This window comes from Paenibacillus sp. GCM10027629, assembly GCF_042676425.1.
Classification (GTDB): domain Bacteria; phylum Bacillota; class Bacilli; order Paenibacillales; family Paenibacillaceae; genus Paenibacillus_K; species Paenibacillus_K terrigena.
Genome location: NZ_JBHTGZ010000009.1, coordinates 398211 through 414367, shown reverse-complemented (window position 1 = coordinate 414367; position 16157 = coordinate 398211). Strand labels below are relative to the sequence as shown.

Annotated in this window: 14 protein-coding genes; 4 read left to right on the top strand and 10 right to left on the bottom strand. The window is 46.5% G+C overall.

Translation table 11 applies throughout. The annotated features are described in order from the left end of the window. Window positions 1–4: 4 nt before the first annotated feature. Window positions 5–2185, bottom strand: coding sequence for a RelA/SpoT family protein (locus ACFQZR_RS11175; RefSeq protein ID WP_379345771.1), 2181 nt, complete (start codon window positions 2183–2185; stop codon window positions 5–7). A 199-nt stretch (window positions 2186–2384) separates the two neighbouring features. On the opposite strand from ACFQZR_RS11175, the gene uraA reads away from it, so the two are divergent. After that, window positions 2385–3656 carry a uracil permease gene (gene uraA, locus ACFQZR_RS11170; protein WP_379345769.1) on the top strand — a complete coding sequence of 424 codons (1272 nt, stop codon included), beginning with the start codon at window positions 2385–2387 and terminating at the stop codon, window positions 3654–3656. Window positions 3657–3731: 75 nt separating this feature from the next. Here the strand turns inward: uraA and ACFQZR_RS11165 are convergent, their stop codons facing one another. The 6 genes from ACFQZR_RS11165 to ACFQZR_RS11140 all read right to left on the bottom strand — a co-directional run bounded on the left by ACFQZR_RS11165 (window position 3732) and on the right by ACFQZR_RS11140 (window position 10514). After that, entirely contained in the window at window positions 3732–4244 is a 513-nt protein-coding gene (locus tag ACFQZR_RS11165; protein WP_379345767.1) for an adenine phosphoribosyltransferase, read from the bottom strand. A gap of 27 nt (window positions 4245–4271) precedes the next feature. Beyond that, window positions 4272–6701 carry a single-stranded-DNA-specific exonuclease RecJ gene (recJ, locus tag ACFQZR_RS11160; protein WP_379345765.1) on the bottom strand — a complete coding sequence of 810 codons (2430 nt, stop codon included), beginning with the start codon at window positions 6699–6701 and terminating at the stop codon, window positions 4272–4274. Window positions 6702–6739: 38 nt separating this feature from the next. Further along, window positions 6740–7693 (bottom strand): cation diffusion facilitator family transporter, encoded by a 954-nt coding sequence (locus ACFQZR_RS11155; protein ID WP_379345762.1) that lies wholly within the window; start codon window positions 7691–7693, stop codon window positions 6740–6742. A gap of 94 nt (window positions 7694–7787) precedes the next feature. Beyond that, complete coding sequence (gene secF / locus ACFQZR_RS11150; protein WP_379345760.1) at window positions 7788–8732, bottom strand: protein translocase subunit SecF; 945 nt, start codon at window positions 8730–8732, stop codon at window positions 7788–7790. Next, window positions 8722–9987: a protein translocase subunit SecD gene (gene secD / locus ACFQZR_RS11145; protein WP_018757064.1), complete on the bottom strand. Its 1266-nt coding sequence runs from the start codon at window positions 9985–9987 to the stop codon at window positions 8722–8724. The genes secF and secD overlap by 11 nt, the downstream gene beginning before the upstream one ends. Before the next feature lie 269 nt (window positions 9988–10256). After that, entirely contained in the window at window positions 10257–10514 is a 258-nt protein-coding gene (locus ACFQZR_RS11140) for a post-transcriptional regulator (protein WP_018757063.1), read from the bottom strand. 185 nt (window positions 10515–10699) lie between these two features. On the opposite strand from ACFQZR_RS11140, the gene spoVB reads away from it, so the two are divergent. Beyond that, window positions 10700–12328, top strand: a complete 1629-nt coding sequence (gene spoVB, locus ACFQZR_RS11135) for a stage V sporulation protein B (RefSeq protein WP_379345758.1) — start codon at window positions 10700–10702, stop codon at window positions 12326–12328. An 8-nt stretch (window positions 12329–12336) separates the two neighbouring features. Here the strand turns inward: spoVB and ACFQZR_RS11130 are convergent, their stop codons facing one another. Further along, the gene (locus ACFQZR_RS11130; protein WP_379345756.1) at window positions 12337–13065 is read right to left on the bottom strand and encodes a DUF421 domain-containing protein; all 729 of its coding nucleotides are present in this window, start codon (window positions 13063–13065) and stop codon (window positions 12337–12339) included. Window positions 13066–13265: 200 nt separating this feature from the next. Here ACFQZR_RS11130 and ACFQZR_RS11125 point away from each other — a divergent pair, with 200 nt between their 5' ends. Then, complete coding sequence (locus ACFQZR_RS11125) at window positions 13266–13658, top strand: TIGR04086 family membrane protein (protein ID WP_018757060.1); 393 nt, start codon at window positions 13266–13268, stop codon at window positions 13656–13658. Between the two features lie 74 nt (window positions 13659–13732). Then, on the top strand, window positions 13733–14572 hold the full coding sequence (locus ACFQZR_RS11120) for a phosphatase PAP2 family protein (protein WP_018757059.1): 840 nt from the start codon (window positions 13733–13735) through the stop codon (window positions 14570–14572). An 89-nt stretch (window positions 14573–14661) separates the two neighbouring features. Here ACFQZR_RS11120 and yajC read toward each other — a convergent pair whose 3' ends face one another. Together yajC and tgt are read right to left on the bottom strand one after the other, a co-directional pair. Then, window positions 14662–14967 (bottom strand): preprotein translocase subunit YajC, encoded by a 306-nt coding sequence (yajC, locus tag ACFQZR_RS11115; RefSeq protein ID WP_379345753.1) that lies wholly within the window; start codon window positions 14965–14967, stop codon window positions 14662–14664. 49 nt (window positions 14968–15016) lie between these two features. Beyond that, entirely contained in the window at window positions 15017–16153 is a 1137-nt protein-coding gene (tgt, locus tag ACFQZR_RS11110) for a tRNA guanosine(34) transglycosylase Tgt (RefSeq protein WP_379345751.1), read from the bottom strand. Window positions 16154–16157 lie beyond the last annotated feature (4 nt).

Below are 16157 nucleotides of genomic sequence, written 5' to 3'. Positions count from 1 at the left end.
TCCTCTATTGCATCATCCGATGAACGGAATAGACATCTCTGACACGCTTAATTTTATCGACGACGGATTGCAAATGATCATTGTTCCGAATGAGAATCGTCATATGAATGAGCGACATTTTGTTCTTATCCGAACGACCCGATACCGCCGAAATATTCGTCTTGCTCTCGGATACCGCCTGAAGCACTTCATTTAGCATACCGCGGCGATCCAGTCCTGTAATCTCAATATCAACACTATAGTTCGCTTCGACCGTCTTCTCCCACTCAACTTCAATGACACGTGCTGCTTCATCAGCATCGTCATCCTTCGGAATGTTCGTACAATCCGTTCGATGCACAGACACCCCGCGTCCACGCGTAATATACCCGATAATCTCATCGCCAGGAATCGGATTACAGCAGCGTGCAAACCGCACGAGCAGGTTATCGATACCTTTGACCCGAACGCCGTTCGTCGGACGTGATTTCCGTTCTGGCGAACTCTTCACTTCACGTACTTCATTCGTCAATTCAATTAAATTCGCTTCTTCCGCTTCCTTACGCATTTTCTCCGTAAGTCTTGTGCAGATCTGAGCTGCGGTAATGCCACTGAAGCCGATGGCAGACAGCATATCTTCGATATCATTGAAGGTGAATTTCTTCGCCACCTCAAGCAGCTTGTCATCCGTTAACCAGGCCGACGGCTCTAGTCCTAGACGCTTCAGCTCGCGCTCGAGCAGTTCTCGACCCTTCTCTACGTTCTCCTCGCGGCGCTCTTTCTTGAACCATTGCTTAATTTTGCTGCGCGCGTGCGAGGATTGTGCGATTTTGACCCAATCCTGACTTGGACCGTAGGAATGCTTCGACGTTAGAATTTCGACGATATCGCCTGTCTTCAATTTATGTTCGAGCGGTACGATTCGACCGTTTACCTTCGCGCCAATCGTCCGATTTCCGACTTCCGTATGAATGCGATAAGCAAAATCCAATGGGACTGATCCCGCCGGTAATTCGATAACTTCGCCTTTTGGCGTAAAAACAAACACAAGATCCGAGAAGAAGTCCATTTTGAGTGATTCCATGAACTCTGACGCATCTTTGGTCTCTTGCTGGAGCTCTAGAATTTCGCGGAACCAATTCATCTTATCCTCGAAATTGCCAGCAGGTACGACACTGCCTTCTTTGTATGCCCAATGCGCTGCGATACCGAACTCGGACGTGCGATGCATTTCCCATGTGCGGATTTGCACTTCTGTCGGTTCACCATTCGGTCCAATCACCGTCGTATGCAGGGACTGATACATATTCGCTTTTGGCATCGCGATATAATCTTTGAATCTGCCAGGCATCGGCTTCCATAACGTATGGATAATTCCGAGTGTCGCATAACAATCTTTAATATTATCAACAATGATCCGAATCGCGAGCAAATCATAGATTTCAGTGAACTGCTTGTTCTTCGTCGACATCTTCTTATACACGCTATAAATATGTTTGGGGCGACCGGATAAATCCGCTTCGATCCCCATCTCGTCTAGCTTCTCTTTGATTCGTCCAATGACATTATCAATATACTGCTCCCGCTCTACACGCTTCTTCTGAACGAGATTCGCAATCCGGTAGTATTGCTGCGGATTCAAATATCTAAGGGCGATATCCTCCATCTCCCATTTAATTGCGGAAATCCCGAGCCGATGTGCGATTGGACAAAAAATCTCCAACGTCTCATAAGCAATTCGACGCTGGCTTTCTTCCGATTGATATTTTAACGTTCGCATGTTATGCAAACGGTCTGCAAGCTTAATGACAATGACACGAATGTCCTGCGCCATTGCTACGAACATCTTTCGATAGTTCTCGTTCTGTTGTTCCTCTTTGGATCGGAACTGAATCTTCTCGAGTTTAGTCAGACCATCCACGAGCAAGGCACATGTATTGCCGAATTTCTCCCGAATGGCATCCAAGGAGACCGATGTGTCTTCAACTACATCATGCAATAGCGCCGCAATAACGGATGTCGTATCCATCTGCATATTAACCACAATATCAGCGACCGCAAGCGGGTGAAGAATATAAGGCTCCCCCGATTTGCGCACCTGATTGATATGGGCTTTCTCAGCAAAATCGTAGGCTTCCTGTATACGCTGCAAGTCCTGTGGTTTGATATATGCGGATGCCTTCTCAAGTAACTTTTCAATGCCCATCTGCTCCGTTCCAATTCCTCTCTACATAGAATGCGGTTCAATCCGACCATAAATCTGTGTTTTTATCATTATGCCCTTCTGGGCTGGCTTCGTCAACTATTCTGACTTTGGTTTGTCTATTTGTGCACATTTTTGTTGAAATTATCGGAAAATCTATATAAGATAGTACAGGTTTTATATTTATTGGGGAGTGATATTGTTGTCACAAAGAGAAATTCAAGTCCATGAAAGACCTCCACTCGGCAAAGGCGCAATCCTGAGTATTCAGCATTTGTTCGCTATGTTCGGGTCGACCGTTCTTGTTCCGAATTTGTTCGGTATTGATCCGGGTATTGTTCTACTCATGAACGGTATCGGGACACTGCTCTATTTATTCTTATGTAAAATGCAAATTCCTGCTTACTTAGGCTCCAGCTTCGCATTTATCTCACCGATCGGTGTTGTGCTCGCTATGAAAGGCGGCAACGGCTATTCCGATGCACTTGGCGGTTTCATTGTTACTGGGGTTATCTTCTGTCTCGTTGCCTTGCTTATTAAAGTAGCAGGGACGAATTGGATCCACGTTCTCTTCCCTCCTGCAGCGATGGGCGCGATCGTCGCTGTTATCGGCCTTGAGCTCGTACCGGTTGCAGCTAGCATGTCTGGCCTCATTGGTACCGGTGCAGATTGGACACCAGACTCCAAAGTCATTACGGTTTCCCTTGTAACCCTGGGTGTAACAGTTATTGGTAATGTTATGTTCCGCGGCTTCTTCAAAATCATTCCGATTCTGATCGGGATTATCGTCGGTTATATCACTGCAGCGATCGTAGGTATTGTGAACTGGGAGAGTGTTACGAATGCAAGCCTATTCTCTTTCCCACATATGACTACGCCAACGTTCAACTGGACAGCTATCATCACAATTATTCCTGCAGCCCTTGTCGTTATCGTTGAACATGTCGGACACTTGATGGTAACGAGCAACATCGTCGGTAAAGATCTCTCGAAAGACCCTGGATTACATCGTTCTCTACTTGGTAACGGGATTTCCACCATTATCTCCGGCTTCGTCGGTTCGACGCCGAATACTACATACGGCGAGAACATCGGCGTTATGGCACTTACCAAAGTATATTCCACCTTCGTTATTGCAGGTGCGGCGATTTTCGCCATTCTAATGTCCTTCTTCGGTAAGTTCTCTGCCTTGATCTCTAGTATTCCTGTGCCGGTTATGGGCGGTGTATCCCTTATGCTCTTCGGTGTTATCGCAGCATCCGGTCTTCGCATTCTGGTTGAATCCAAAGTTGACTTTGGTAAACCTACGAACTTATTGCTCACGACACTCGTAATCGTGATCGGGATCAGTGGAGCGAAGCTGACGATCGGTCATGTTGAGCTTAAAGGGATGGCGCTTGCGACCATCGTAGCGATCTTCCTTAGCTTATTCTTCACGATCATCGAGAAAATCGGCTGGTCGAACGATAAGTAATCCATAGCTATACAAAAAAGAGCTGGTCGTAACGAATACGTTACACCAGCTCTTTTTGATACATCTTTATTATGATTAATAAGTTAACAATGAGAAGACATCAATGTTCTCTAGTTTGTCGCGACCATTTAATTCTGCGAGCTCGATCAAGAAAGCCGCACCGACAACATCGCCGCCTAGCTGCTGAACAAGGTTCACCGAAGTACAGATTGTACCGCCTGTTGCAAGTAGGTCATCCGCGATAAGAACCTTCTGACCCGGTTTGATGGCATCCTTATGCATCGCCAACTTGTCTGAACCATACTCAAGGTCATAGCCAACTTCAATCGTCTCTCCTGGTAATTTACCGCTCTTACGAATCGGTACGAACCCTACGCCAAGAGCATAAGCAAGAGGTGCACCCACGACGAATCCACGTGCTTCTGGACCTGCGATCAGATCAATTTGCTTGTCCTTGATCATTTCCTTCATGGCATTGATGGCTTCGCGGTAAGCTTCACCGTTTTTGAGCAAAGTCGTAATGTCTTTAAAGCTAATACCTGGTTGCGGAAAATCCTCAATGACACGAATATGTTGTTTGAAATCCATCTATCTATCTCTCCTCTATTTCATTACTTAAACGGATTGTCGCCCAAAACGACGCGCGAGCTGCGCTGTCGATACGGCTAATAATTGCTCTTCTACAGCAGACTTGCGTTCAAGATCGCGATAAGCTTGCGCCGTGGTCAAGTCTGCTTTTTGCGGCTGTTCCACGATGGTGACACGCCCCGAAACTTCTTGAATGAAACCAAGTTCCGTGAATACATTCATCACATGCTGCAAAGTCCGTTCGGAAAGTCCTGTACGCTGCTTCATACCTTGAATAAATGTATTCTCTGCAGCAGACCACGACCGTTCTTTCATCATATCCACATAAACCCGTTTAAATTCCTCTCTCGAAGGAACACGCAAACAATCCTCTGTTGGCATGTTATCGTAGAGGATATAAATGCGTTCGAGCCGTGCGGCGTGCTGGAGAATCAAATCGACTGCAGCGACTTCCTCTGGCAAATCGATAAGATAAATCGTCTGCAGATCCGATAGCTCGACATGCGGCTGATCAGACATGCCTGGGATCGGTCTTAATCCTACTTCGCGATCGTACACCAAACACGTGAATATCTCTGCATTCAACGGAGGCACATCCCATTGCATCCAATAGGAATCGCTTGCAACAACCCCCTGCAATTTCGGGCCGTAGATCGATGAACGTCCCGCTTGTTCCCAAGCTGAATGTGTCTTCTCGATATACTGCAGGGGATTCCGGATCCCGCGTCCGTCGTAACATTGCACATACGGAACAGCTAAGTCTTGTACGAGCAGCTGCGCTTTTCTGCGGCCGTTCCATTCATTGATCTGAAGTTCTCCAACAAGATCGAGTACAGCTTCATCATTCATGAGATTCGCGAGTGGGCCATTGCGGAAGGATATAGCATCCAGCTCCATCCGACCCTCAGCGAGCGTCAATTTCAGATGCTGTTTCTCTTGACCGATTTGTCTGGACTCCTTGAGCCGAAGCCTTCGCAACTTCACACGAGGCGCCGGGTTCGCCATTCCGAACGGAGCAAGCTCCTCCAGTGATTCAATGAATGCAACGGTCGCATCAGACAATTTACATTCGAGATCAATCTCAACGGAAGCCATTTCATGCTCTGGCGTGAGACAGCGCTCAGCAAGCGAGATCATCCGCGCCTCAAATGCAGCAAGATGATCCCGCTCCATTGTAAGGCCTGCGGCAGCCTCATGTCCACCATAATGATCTAATAATTCAGAACATTCTGTTAAAGCATCATACAAATTAAATCCATCAATCGAACGAGCCGATCCTTTGCACTTACCTGTATCCGCATCAATGCCCAGAATCAGCGTCGGGCGATAATAACGCTCGAGAATTTTGGAGGCAACAATCCCGATTACCCCAACATTCCATCCTTCACCTGCAAGCACAATCACTTTAGGCAGCAATCCATCTTGGGAACCCGCAATTTTCTGTTCCAGCTGTTCGACCGCTTCTGCCGTAATTTCTTCCACGATATCTTGTCTTGCCCGGTTCAGGGCATCCAGATGCTCGGCAAGCTGCTTCGCTTCCGCCACATCTCTAGTCGTAAGGAGCTCTACGGCTTGCATCGCATGCTCCAATCGACCGCTTGCATTGATCCGAGGCGCCATTGCAAATGCAACTTGCGTTGACCCAATTTGAGGCAGTTTCATATCCGCTGTTTCGAATAGCGCTCGCACGCCTAAATTGGTCGAATGACGCATACGTTCAAGGCCATAACGAACGAGAATCCGGTTCTCCCCCGTTAATGGCATCAAATCTGCGATCGTCCCGAGTGTGACGAACTCCAATAATTCCTCAGGAACTCTGCCCAATAGGGCGTGTGCCAATTTGAATGCAACGCCGACGCCTGCTAATCCTTTGAAAGGATAAGGACAATCATGGATTTTGGGATTCACAAGCGCAACTGCATTTGGTAATACGTCCGGCGGTTCATGGTGATCAGTTACGACGACATCAATCCCCAATTGATTCGCATAAGCAATCTGATCGACGGCGCTAATCCCCGTATCGACCGTAACAATTAAAGCGACACCATGCTCCGCCGCATGATCGATCGCTGGATTATTCATGCCATACCCTTCGGTCATCCGATGCGGAATATAGGTATCGAAATTCGCGCCGAGCTCGCGGAACAATTCAATCATTAATGACGTACTGGAAACCCCATCTGCATCATAATCACCATAAATGCGAATTTTCTCACCCTGCTCTAAGGCCCGTTCGATTCGCTCAACAGCAGTAGCCATTCCTTTCAGCAGGAATGGATCATGCAAATCTGTAAGTGTCCCATGCAGGAACATTTCCACTTGTTCGGCGGTATCGATTCCTCGAACAATGAGCATCTGCGCGATGAAAGTGGATACTCCCGTCTCCTCTGCCAATCGACGCACTTGCTCCGGCTGTGGATTTTCTTTGAGCAACCACTTCATTTTGGAATGAAGCATTGATCCCCCTCCTTCGTCATCCAAGCCATCATGCTTGTTTATTGCAGCATTGTCGGATGATCATCGTCCAACATGTGATGGTTACTCTTATACGGGAACCCTGGATCATACGGGTTCACATGAATGAACACATCTGATACATGGTCGAATTGACTCATGAGATGCTGCTTCACTCGTTTACCAATCCGATGACCTTCAAGCACTGAGATCCGCGGATTCACACTTAGCTTCACATCGACGATCACATAATGTCCATGCTTTCTCGCACGGAGCTCATCCACCTCTATTACACCTGACACGGATAATACCGCATCAACCAATTCCTTCGAATCCTCGTCATGCAGCACATGATCCATCGTGTTGTGAATGGCTTCAACGACAAGTCGGTAGCCCATTCGCAGCACGAGAACAGCGACGACAAGCCCTGCCAGCGGATCCAGATACAGAAGCCACGGCAAGTGCTGCCATTCTCCAACCAATGCTCCACCAACACCAACCAACGCGGCTAGAGAGGAGTACACATCAGACCGATGCTCCCAAGCATTCGCAATGAGCGCCTGACTCCCTAATTGGCGACCTAATCGATATTTATACTGGAACATAGCTTCCTTCACGATAATCGATATGATGATCGCGAGGACCGCATAGCCTTTCGGCGCCTCATGAACACCTGAGAACATCGCGAGAATCGAACTGCGCGCAATCTCGAATCCGACGAACACGAGCAGCAAAGAGACGACGATCGCAGCGATAGACTCGGCCTTACCATGACCATAAGGATGATCTTTATCCGGCGGGATCCGCGCCGCTCGAATGCCGACGAGGACCGCAAGCGATCCCGCGATATCAGAAGCCGAATGAAATGCATCTGCGAGTAAGGCTTTACTACCAGAATACCATCCAACAATTCCTTTCATGACGGCTAACAATAAATTCCCAATAATTCCTACCCATGCCCCCGCTTCCGCCTTAGCGGAACGATCATTCCTCATATGTCCCCCTCCAAGTTGAAACGGATGCACTCGCGCACAAAAGCCGCGTCGCGAGGACGCGGCTTTCCGTAAATCTCTTCGTTCACGCCGTCAATTAAGTTGTCGCTTTGGAAGCTTCGTTCTGCTTCTTAGCCTTATTCTTCAGCACTAACCACAATGGGCTTGCAATAAAGATGGACGTGTATGCACCACATACAAGACCAATCGTCATTGCGAGTGAGAACATACGGATTGATTCACTACCGAAGAGCAGTAGGCAGAATGCAGCGATGAATACCGTAAATACGGTGTTGATCGAACGTGTCATTGTCTGCGAAATACTGTGATTCACTAGTCGAATCAAATCATCCGTGCTCTTGATTTTAGCAAAGCGCAGGTTCTCACGAATCCGGTCGAAGATAACGACGGTATCGTTGATCGAATAACCAATGATCGTAAGAATTGCCAGAATAAACGTTAAGTTGACTTCCAGACGGAAGATCGAGAATACGCTGATAACGATAAATGACGTATGAAGCAAGGCGATAATGGCCGCAATTGCGAAACGCCACTCAAAACGGATACTAACATAAATAATAATCCCGATACTTGCAATTGCAACGGATAACAGCGCATTGGTCTGCAGCTCTCTAGCGATTTCAACATCAACGGTATTGATCTCGAAAGATGCTTTTGGATCAAATTTTGCTTGGAAATCCTTCTTGAATTTGATTTCTTGATCGTGTGTAAGGACGTCCCCAAGACGAACCGTTACACGGTCGCTGCTGGTCTGAACCGTATGGTCCTTCGTAAAGCCTTGTCCTACAACGAACTGCTCTACCTCTGCTTTGGATAATTCCTTGTTCACAGTCACATCAATACTGGACCCCTCACGGAAATCCACACCATAATTCAATCCGAAGATAGAAAGTACAATCACGCCGAGCAATGTAATGATGATGGAGAACGTGAAGAAATACTTGCTTAATTTAACAAAGTCGACTTTATATTTGTCTGTATCCAGGTAATGCTTGTTCGCATTCTTGTTCTTAGAGGTCACGTACTTCACGCTCCTTCACGCCGAAATATCCAAGTTTGTGTCCAACGCCATCTTTGAGCAACAGATCCATCAAGAACCGTGAGAAGACAACGTTCGTGAGCAAACTTGTAATAATCGTCAAGATCAGAATTAACGCGAACCCTTTAACCGTACCTGTACCTAGCGCGAACAATACCGCAGCCGCGATCATCGTCGTCACGTGAGAGTCAATGATCGTACGAAGGGATGTTCTTGAACCCGCTTTGAATGAAGACAGAATGCTCTTCCCGCTGCGTAGTTCTTCCTTCACCCGCTCGTAGGTTATGATATTCGCATCGACGGCCATCCCGATCCCGAGTACAAATGCTGCAATACCCGGCAACGTTAAAGTAATATTCGCCAGCTTAAAGACGAGCAATAACAGCCATGTGAAGGAAATCAGCGTGAAGCAAGCAATCGCGCCTGGAAGGCGGTAGAATACGAGCATGAATAACAGAATAATGCCACAACCGATAAGACTTGCGATCATTGTCGCATTAAGCGATTTCTGTCCGAGCGTCGCTTCTACGCTGTTCGAATATTTCTCATTCAATTTGAGTGGAAGTGCACCCAAGTTGATCGTATCACGCATTTCTTTTGCTTCTTCAACACTATAACTACCGGAGATAACAGCTGTTCCATCTGTGAAGACGCCATTAACAACCGGGTCAGACAATAGGCGATCATCCAAGAAAATCGCTAGGTTTTTGCCTAACAAACGCTGAGAAATCTCTTGAAATTTTTTCTTATCTTTAATTTTGATGGCGATTTGCGGTTCACGAAGCTGGCTGTAAGTCAATTCCGCTCCATTCTCCACGAAATCATCACCACGAAGCTCAATCTTCGGATATTTCTCCAAATCGGTCTTCGCGTCCGCTTTTCCACCTTCTGCGCTGCGGAACGTTAGATCTGCAGGCTTCTTCATGATTTCACGAACTTCTTCTTCGTTCTTTATCCCTGCAATTTTGACACGGATCCGATCTGTTCCTTCTGGGTAGATCTCCGGTTCACTCGTACCGAGTGCATTCGCACGTTTCTCGAGACTCTTTGCCGTCTGGAGAAGTGCTTCTTTCGTTACTTTCCCGTTCGCATCTAGTGGCTGGGCCTGATAGAGAATCTCAAATCCTCCCTTAAGGTCTAATCCCAGCCGGATGTCTTTCAACAATCCTGGGGTAGTCCATGCCATAACACCAGCGGACACTACCACGATAAGCCAAAAAGCTACAACTCTTTTCATACCGTCCCCTGTTCCCCTTTCATACTCAATATTCCTATTATAGCGACGCTCTAAAATCGAGTCAATTTATGACGTAATATGGCACATTTGCCAAACTCGCATCGAAGCCTTTTCATTTCCTTATAATGTAAGAAAAACCTCTATCGAAGTCAATTCACAGGGCTGTTCGACCACATTTAGAGGTAGTTTTTATCTACAATAGTAAAGTTATGCAACAGCATCAGCGCTTCATAAAGCTGCACTTGCCTCGCGTTGAGAAAAGCCCTCCTTTATCCAAAAGGAGAGCCCTTAAATGCAGCCATCGTCATATAATTCATAAAGCTTGTCGCTTTTAACGATAGAATATCATTCACCACTTGATGGAGCTGTGGCATGCCTTTCTTAACATATTTATTACTCACACATTCCCAGATTTCTTCTGCCGTGACATGTTCATATCCAATTAAATGAAACTCCTCGGCCTTGCTCTGGCATAGCTGTGCAAATACCTCATCTAAATTTTGGTCTGATTCCCAATCATTGCTCATTGATGCGTCCCTCCTAACCTTTCGGGAACAAGCTTGTCCAATCAACCCTTGTGATGTAGTATTCGATCCTTCATCAGGGTTATCCTGCCCACGATCGGTCCTCGTGAAAAATATAGTTCGATCACCCTCTGCATGTCAAGCATCTTTCATGCATAGATATGAATGGACAGCCTGGAGCTTGACTCATGCGCATAAAAATGAAGAAGGAAGAGGGATCCCTATTGCGCAAGCAATCTTTTATTAAAGGAACTATGATCTTACTCGCTGCCGGTATTATTAATCGAATACTCGGGTTTATCCCTCGCATTACGCTTCCACGTGTCATTGGAGCTGAGGGAGTCGGCCTGTATCAATTAAGCTACCCTTTCCTCATCGTCATTGTAACCATCATTACGGGAGGCATTCCACTTGCGATTGCCAAACTCGTCGCCGAAGCCGATTCGCAAGAAGATGACGCAAAGGTTCGTAAGATCCTGACGGTATCCCTCATTTTCACGATTGGGATCAGTTTGCTATTCACTTTGTTATGTATTCTATTTGCCCCTTGGATTACGACACATGTGCTCACGGATTCTCGCGTCTATCTCACCTTCCTCAGTATGGCGCCAATGATTCCGGTGATTGCGGTCTCGTCTGTCTTCCGCGGATATTTCCAAGGCAAACAAAATATGATTCCTACCGCAGCTTCAGGGATTATCGAGACGTTGGTCCGTATCGTTGCGATGCTCACTCTGTCTTATCTATTCCTGCCAATGGGTATCGAGTACGCAGCAGCAGGTGCTATGTTGGGTGTCGTGGCCGGTGAATTCTGCGGATTCTTCACTTTGTTCTGGCACTATTGGATTAACAAAAGATCAGCAGCTAAATCCTTCAAAAACGATACGTCGAATGCACCTCAAACAGATGCAGTCACAGATAATCAAACCGGCGTTCTGAAACGTATTATGGGTATCTCAATCCCCGTCACCGCAGGTCGACTCGTCGGATCGCTATCGTATCTTTTTGAATCCATCTTAACGATGCAGAGCCTTGCCATTGCAGGCATCGCCACCGGTATCGCAACGGCTCAATACGGAGCACTGCAAGGGATGATCATCCCGATCATCATGCTGCCTGGCGCACTAACTTACTCGCTGGCCGTATCTCTCGTTCCTTCGCTATCCGAGGCAGCTGCACGGAAGGATTCGAAGACAATCCACAAACGACTTCATCAGGCCATTCGACTCTCGCTGGTCTCCGGGGCTCCTTTCGCGATCATTATGTTCGTCCTAGCAGAGCCGCTGTGCCTCTTGCTCTATAATAACGGCGAAGTCGCGAACATGCTCAAATGGATGGCACCTGTTGCGCTATTCATTTACATTCAGGCACCTTTACAAGCTGCGCTACAAGCTTTGAATGAACCTGGTAAGGCCCTGCTCAATACATTCATTGGCGCGGCGATTAAATTGATCCTGATCGTCCAGCTCGCTTCCAATCCGGATTTAGGCATCTATGGTGCCCTTATTGCCATCATGGTGAATATTCTCGTCGTCACGATCCTGCATCTTCAGAGCGTTATCCGTGTCCTTCACTTCCGGATGTCGTGGTTGGATCTGATAAAAGTCGGTGCTTCGATGATCATTATGGGCGCAGTCGTTCAATTTATTTTCCGGCAGCCCAGCTTGAGTCTGGATAACTGGGCCCGCATGCTGATCGCTTGTACTGCCGGCCTTATCATTTATTTGGTCATGATGTTCCTCGTCAAATTAGTGGACAGACATGATATCATTCGGATCCCGATTATCGGCAAATTTTTTCAGAACCGCGCCTCCTGATTAAATATCTACCCCTTCTGCCTTGTATCAATGAATAGTTGTCCTTTATGGTCAATCGTGCAGAAGAATACCTCTTTGAAATCTTGAACGCCTTTTTCTTGAATTTTATTTTTGAGCCAGAACCGCGTCTTCTCGATTTTCTCTAGGTTCTCATCCTGCACTTTCCCATCCATAATCAAAGGTAACGGAAGTGACGCATACTTGATTTGATCCGCATGAGGAATCGCGTTCGTATGTCTATGAGAATCAGCCGGATTGGATGAATTATCGTCATCTGATGACTCTTGCTCTTTCTTCAAAATAACACTTAGCTTCCCTGTCGTCTCCAGCATCGCGAATTGCACATCATTTAAATTCTCTATCTGCTGATCCCTAAGCTGCTGCATCAGATCATCAAGTGTATAGCGCTGTCTACGCATTTCATCCGCATCGAGCTTCCCATTATTCATAATCATGCTCGGCCTGCCGTCGAAGAGAAGACGAACCGTCCGATTCTTGAGTGAAATGTAGGCGATGCTCACTTGAATCACCAATAACGTTAGAATCGGCAAAATCCCGTCCCATAGCGGACGCTTCACATCATCCAAGACGAAAACGGCACTCTCGGCAATCATAATGGAGATCACCAGATCGAATACCGATAGCTTACCGATTTCGCGTTTTCCCATCAGACGCAGCACCAGAAATACAATGAAGTATACGAGCACTGTACGAAAAATAACGGTCAGATTTTCCATTCCGCCCTATACCTCCTAGGTGAATTGTTGTGATTGCCCTGGCTTCATGTATCTGGTATTCTGACCGCCGCTGGCTCGACTCATACTTCGAATGCCGGTTTAAAAAAATGGAAATGGATTGCATCCTTGTACTAATTTATACAGCCTGACCATACACTGTTGGTAATAGATGTAGTTCAAAATAGAGGAGGGATTTACGCATGAATCCGATTAACCGTGTCTCGAAATTCCATATTTCCAGTCCGATTCTTTCGGGATTAACGTATGCTTTTATCTGGATGACGTTAGGAGCACTTGCTCTATCCATGCTGCTCTGGCTAAGCGGTATGCAGGAAGAGAATCTCCCGAAATACAGCTATATTCTCCATGGCTTTGCCCTCTTCATCGGTGGTATGACATCTGGACGCCGTTCGGAGAAACGCGGTTGGTACTATGGCGGGCTGCTCGGCATTCTCTACTGTCTCATTGTCATGCTTATTAGTTTCCTCGCTTATGATGCTGGATTCAATGTCTCCGTCCTTGTGATGCTTGTCGCTGCATTCTCTATTGCAGCCATCGGTGGCATGCTAGGTGTTAATATGAAAAGATCGTAATGTTTCTTCCTGTTAGATATGTGATATAATGTTGCAGGTATCACAATCGCAGTTTAATAGGGAGGCAAAGTACGTTGGTTTTATTTCATTCCATGCAGATGGTAAGCTTGCTGACTGCTGCAGCTTTTATTCTGCTTATATGGTTCGGAGCCATGAAGAATCCGATCAAGATTGCTGGAATTTTCGTCCGCCAACTTTTCAGTTCTCGTAAATATTTATTTCATATCATTGCACTCATTGCGATTCTACTACTCAACAATGTCGAATTGCAGATCGAAAATGCCATGAATCTGACATGGGATTTCACACCGATGATTCACCAGCTTGAAGGGAATTTCGTTCAAACGGTTCAACATTTTTTCGCAAATAACTGGATTACGACGGTTGTCGGTTTTTTTTATGTCGTTATCTTCCAAACATTGCTACTCTCTTCCTTGGCTATCTATACAGCGGAGAAAAAAGATGAAATGGTCTATGCTACGATCTACGCGGTCATTATCAACTATGTCATCGCCATTCCATTCTATCTCTTCTTCCCTGTCAATGAAGTCTGGTCCTATGCGCCAGCACAGGTACAATTCTTAATGCTGGATGTCTATCCGAAATTCGAAGAGCAGTACAGAGCATTATCAGGGCTCAACAATTGTTTCCCAAGCCTGCATACATCGATCTCCGTCACACTTGCCATTCTGGCGATTCGTTCGGGGAACAGACGATGGGCCATCTTCACCACAGCAAGCGCAGCCATCATTGTATTCTCTATTTTCTATCTAGGAATTCACTGGTTGACCGATATGCTCGGTGGAGTAGTACTCGCCGTAACAGCTTCATCCATCGGATATTGGTTCGCACATCGAGGTACTGTGCAGTCACCAGCAAGGCTCCGTGTACCAAATCGAGATGTGGGACAATAACAGTCGATCAATTAGCGCGGAAATGTGAATAGATGCGAAAAAGAGCTCTCTTCCTAAGAAGAGAGCTCTTTTGGTGTCATGCCTATGTACTAGGATGCGTCTGAAGTTTTTGTAATTGTACTAATCGCACTGCGATCGAAAGTAAGCTTCGTCGCGTCATTCACAAGTAGAACAACAACATCTTCCGTAATTTCATGAATTGTTCCGTGCAGACCGCCGATTGTTACGATCTTATCGCCTTTTTTCACTGCGCTAAGCATCGAATTGCGCGTCTTTTGTTTCTTCTGCTGTGGACGAATCAATAAGAAATAGAACACAGCGAACATCAATACGAATGGTAAGATCATTCCCCAAATACTACCGCCAGCTGCTGGAGCTGCTTCTGCTAATGGCATCGTTATCCCCCCTTTCAAAGGCTTTCACTGATATATCACAAGCGGATTCTTAGAACCCGCTTTCATTCTCATGCATGCCGTATTGTTCAAAGAATTCATCTCTGAAATCAAGTAAACGATCATCTCTAATCGCTTGTCTCACATTTCGCATCAAATTGATAAGGAAATGAAGATTATGATACGTTGTCAAGCGTAGACCAAAAGTTTCATCTGCCTTGATCAGATGTCTCAAGTAAGCACGGGAGTAATTCTTACACGTATAGCAATCACAATTCGGGTCAAGCGGACCAAAATCGCGAGCAAACTTTGCATTACGTACGACAAGTCGACCTTGGCTTGTCATCGTCGTTCCATTCCGTGCAATCCGAGTCGGCAGCACGCAGTCGAACATATCGACACCGCGAATGGAACCTTCGATCAGCGCATCCGGTGATCCAACCCCCATCAAATAACGTGGTTTGTTCACAGGAAGTAGTGGTGTCGTATAATCGAGCACTTCATACATCAAATGCTTCGGTTCTCCGACGCTCAATCCACCAATAGCATAACCCGGGAAATCCATCGAAGTCAAATCAGCCGCGCTCTGTCTGCGCAGATCCTCGAACATACCACCCTGCACAATAGCGAACAACCCTTGATCATGCGGACGTGCATGGCTCTTCAGGCAACGCTCCGCCCAACGTGTCGTGCGCTCTAGGGAATTCTTCACATAGGAATGTTCCGCCGGGAATGGAGCACATTCATCGAATGCCATCATAATATCCGAACCCAGTGCATTCTGAATCTCCATGGCAACTTCCGGTGATAAGAACAGCTTATCCCCGCTCAAGTGGGAACGGAAATGCACGCCTTCTTCGGTAATCTTCCGCATTTCTGCCAAGCTGAACACTTGAAATCCGCCGCTGTCTGTGAGAATCGGACGATCCCAATTCATAAACTTATGCAGACCGCCTGCTTCACGAACGATGTCGTGACCTGGACGTAAGAATAGGTGATACGTGTTGCTCAGAATAATGTGAGCATCCATTTGCTTCAGTTCTTCAGGGCTCATCGTCTTCACGGAAGCCTGAGTACCTACAGGCATAAAGGTCGGTGTCTCAATGACCCCGTGAGGCGTGTGTACACGGCCGAGACGCGCGCCCGATTGTTTACAAGTCTTAATATGTTCGTAAGTAATAGCTGCCATTTTA

What these genes read in the sequence shown, in the direction of transcription:
- tgt (WP_379345751.1), bottom strand. Translation starts at nt 16,153, where the DNA reads ATGGCAGCTATTACTTACGAACATATTAAGACTTGTAAACAATCGGGC.
- ACFQZR_RS11165 (WP_379345767.1), bottom strand. Translation starts at nt 4,244, where the DNA reads ATGGATTTCAAACAACATATTCGTGTCATTGAGGATTTTCCGCAACCA.
- ACFQZR_RS11125 (WP_018757060.1), top strand. Translation starts at nt 13,266, where the DNA reads ATGAATCCGATTAACCGTGTCTCGAAATTCCATATTTCCAGTCCGATT.
- yajC (WP_379345753.1), bottom strand. Translation starts at nt 14,967, where the DNA reads ATGCCATTAGCAGAAGCAGCTCCAGCAGCTGGCGGTAGTATTTGGGGA.
- ACFQZR_RS11155 (WP_379345762.1), bottom strand. Translation starts at nt 7,693, where the DNA reads ATGAGGAATGATCGTTCCGCTAAGGCGGAAGCGGGGGCATGGGTAGGA.
- ACFQZR_RS11175 (WP_379345771.1), bottom strand. Translation starts at nt 2,185, where the DNA reads ATGGGCATTGAAAAGTTACTTGAGAAGGCATCCGCATATATCAAACCA.
- ACFQZR_RS11130 (WP_379345756.1), bottom strand. Translation starts at nt 13,065, where the DNA reads ATGGAAAATCTGACCGTTATTTTTCGTACAGTGCTCGTATACTTCATT.
- recJ (WP_379345765.1), bottom strand. Translation starts at nt 6,701, where the DNA reads ATGCTTCATTCCAAAATGAAGTGGTTGCTCAAAGAAAATCCACAGCCG.
- spoVB (WP_379345758.1), top strand. Translation starts at nt 10,700, where the DNA reads ATGCGCATAAAAATGAAGAAGGAAGAGGGATCCCTATTGCGCAAGCAA.
- ACFQZR_RS11140 (WP_018757063.1), bottom strand. Translation starts at nt 10,514, where the DNA reads ATGAGCAATGATTGGGAATCAGACCAAAATTTAGATGAGGTATTTGCA.
- secD (WP_018757064.1), bottom strand. Translation starts at nt 9,987, where the DNA reads ATGAAAAGAGTTGTAGCTTTTTGGCTTATCGTGGTAGTGTCCGCTGGT.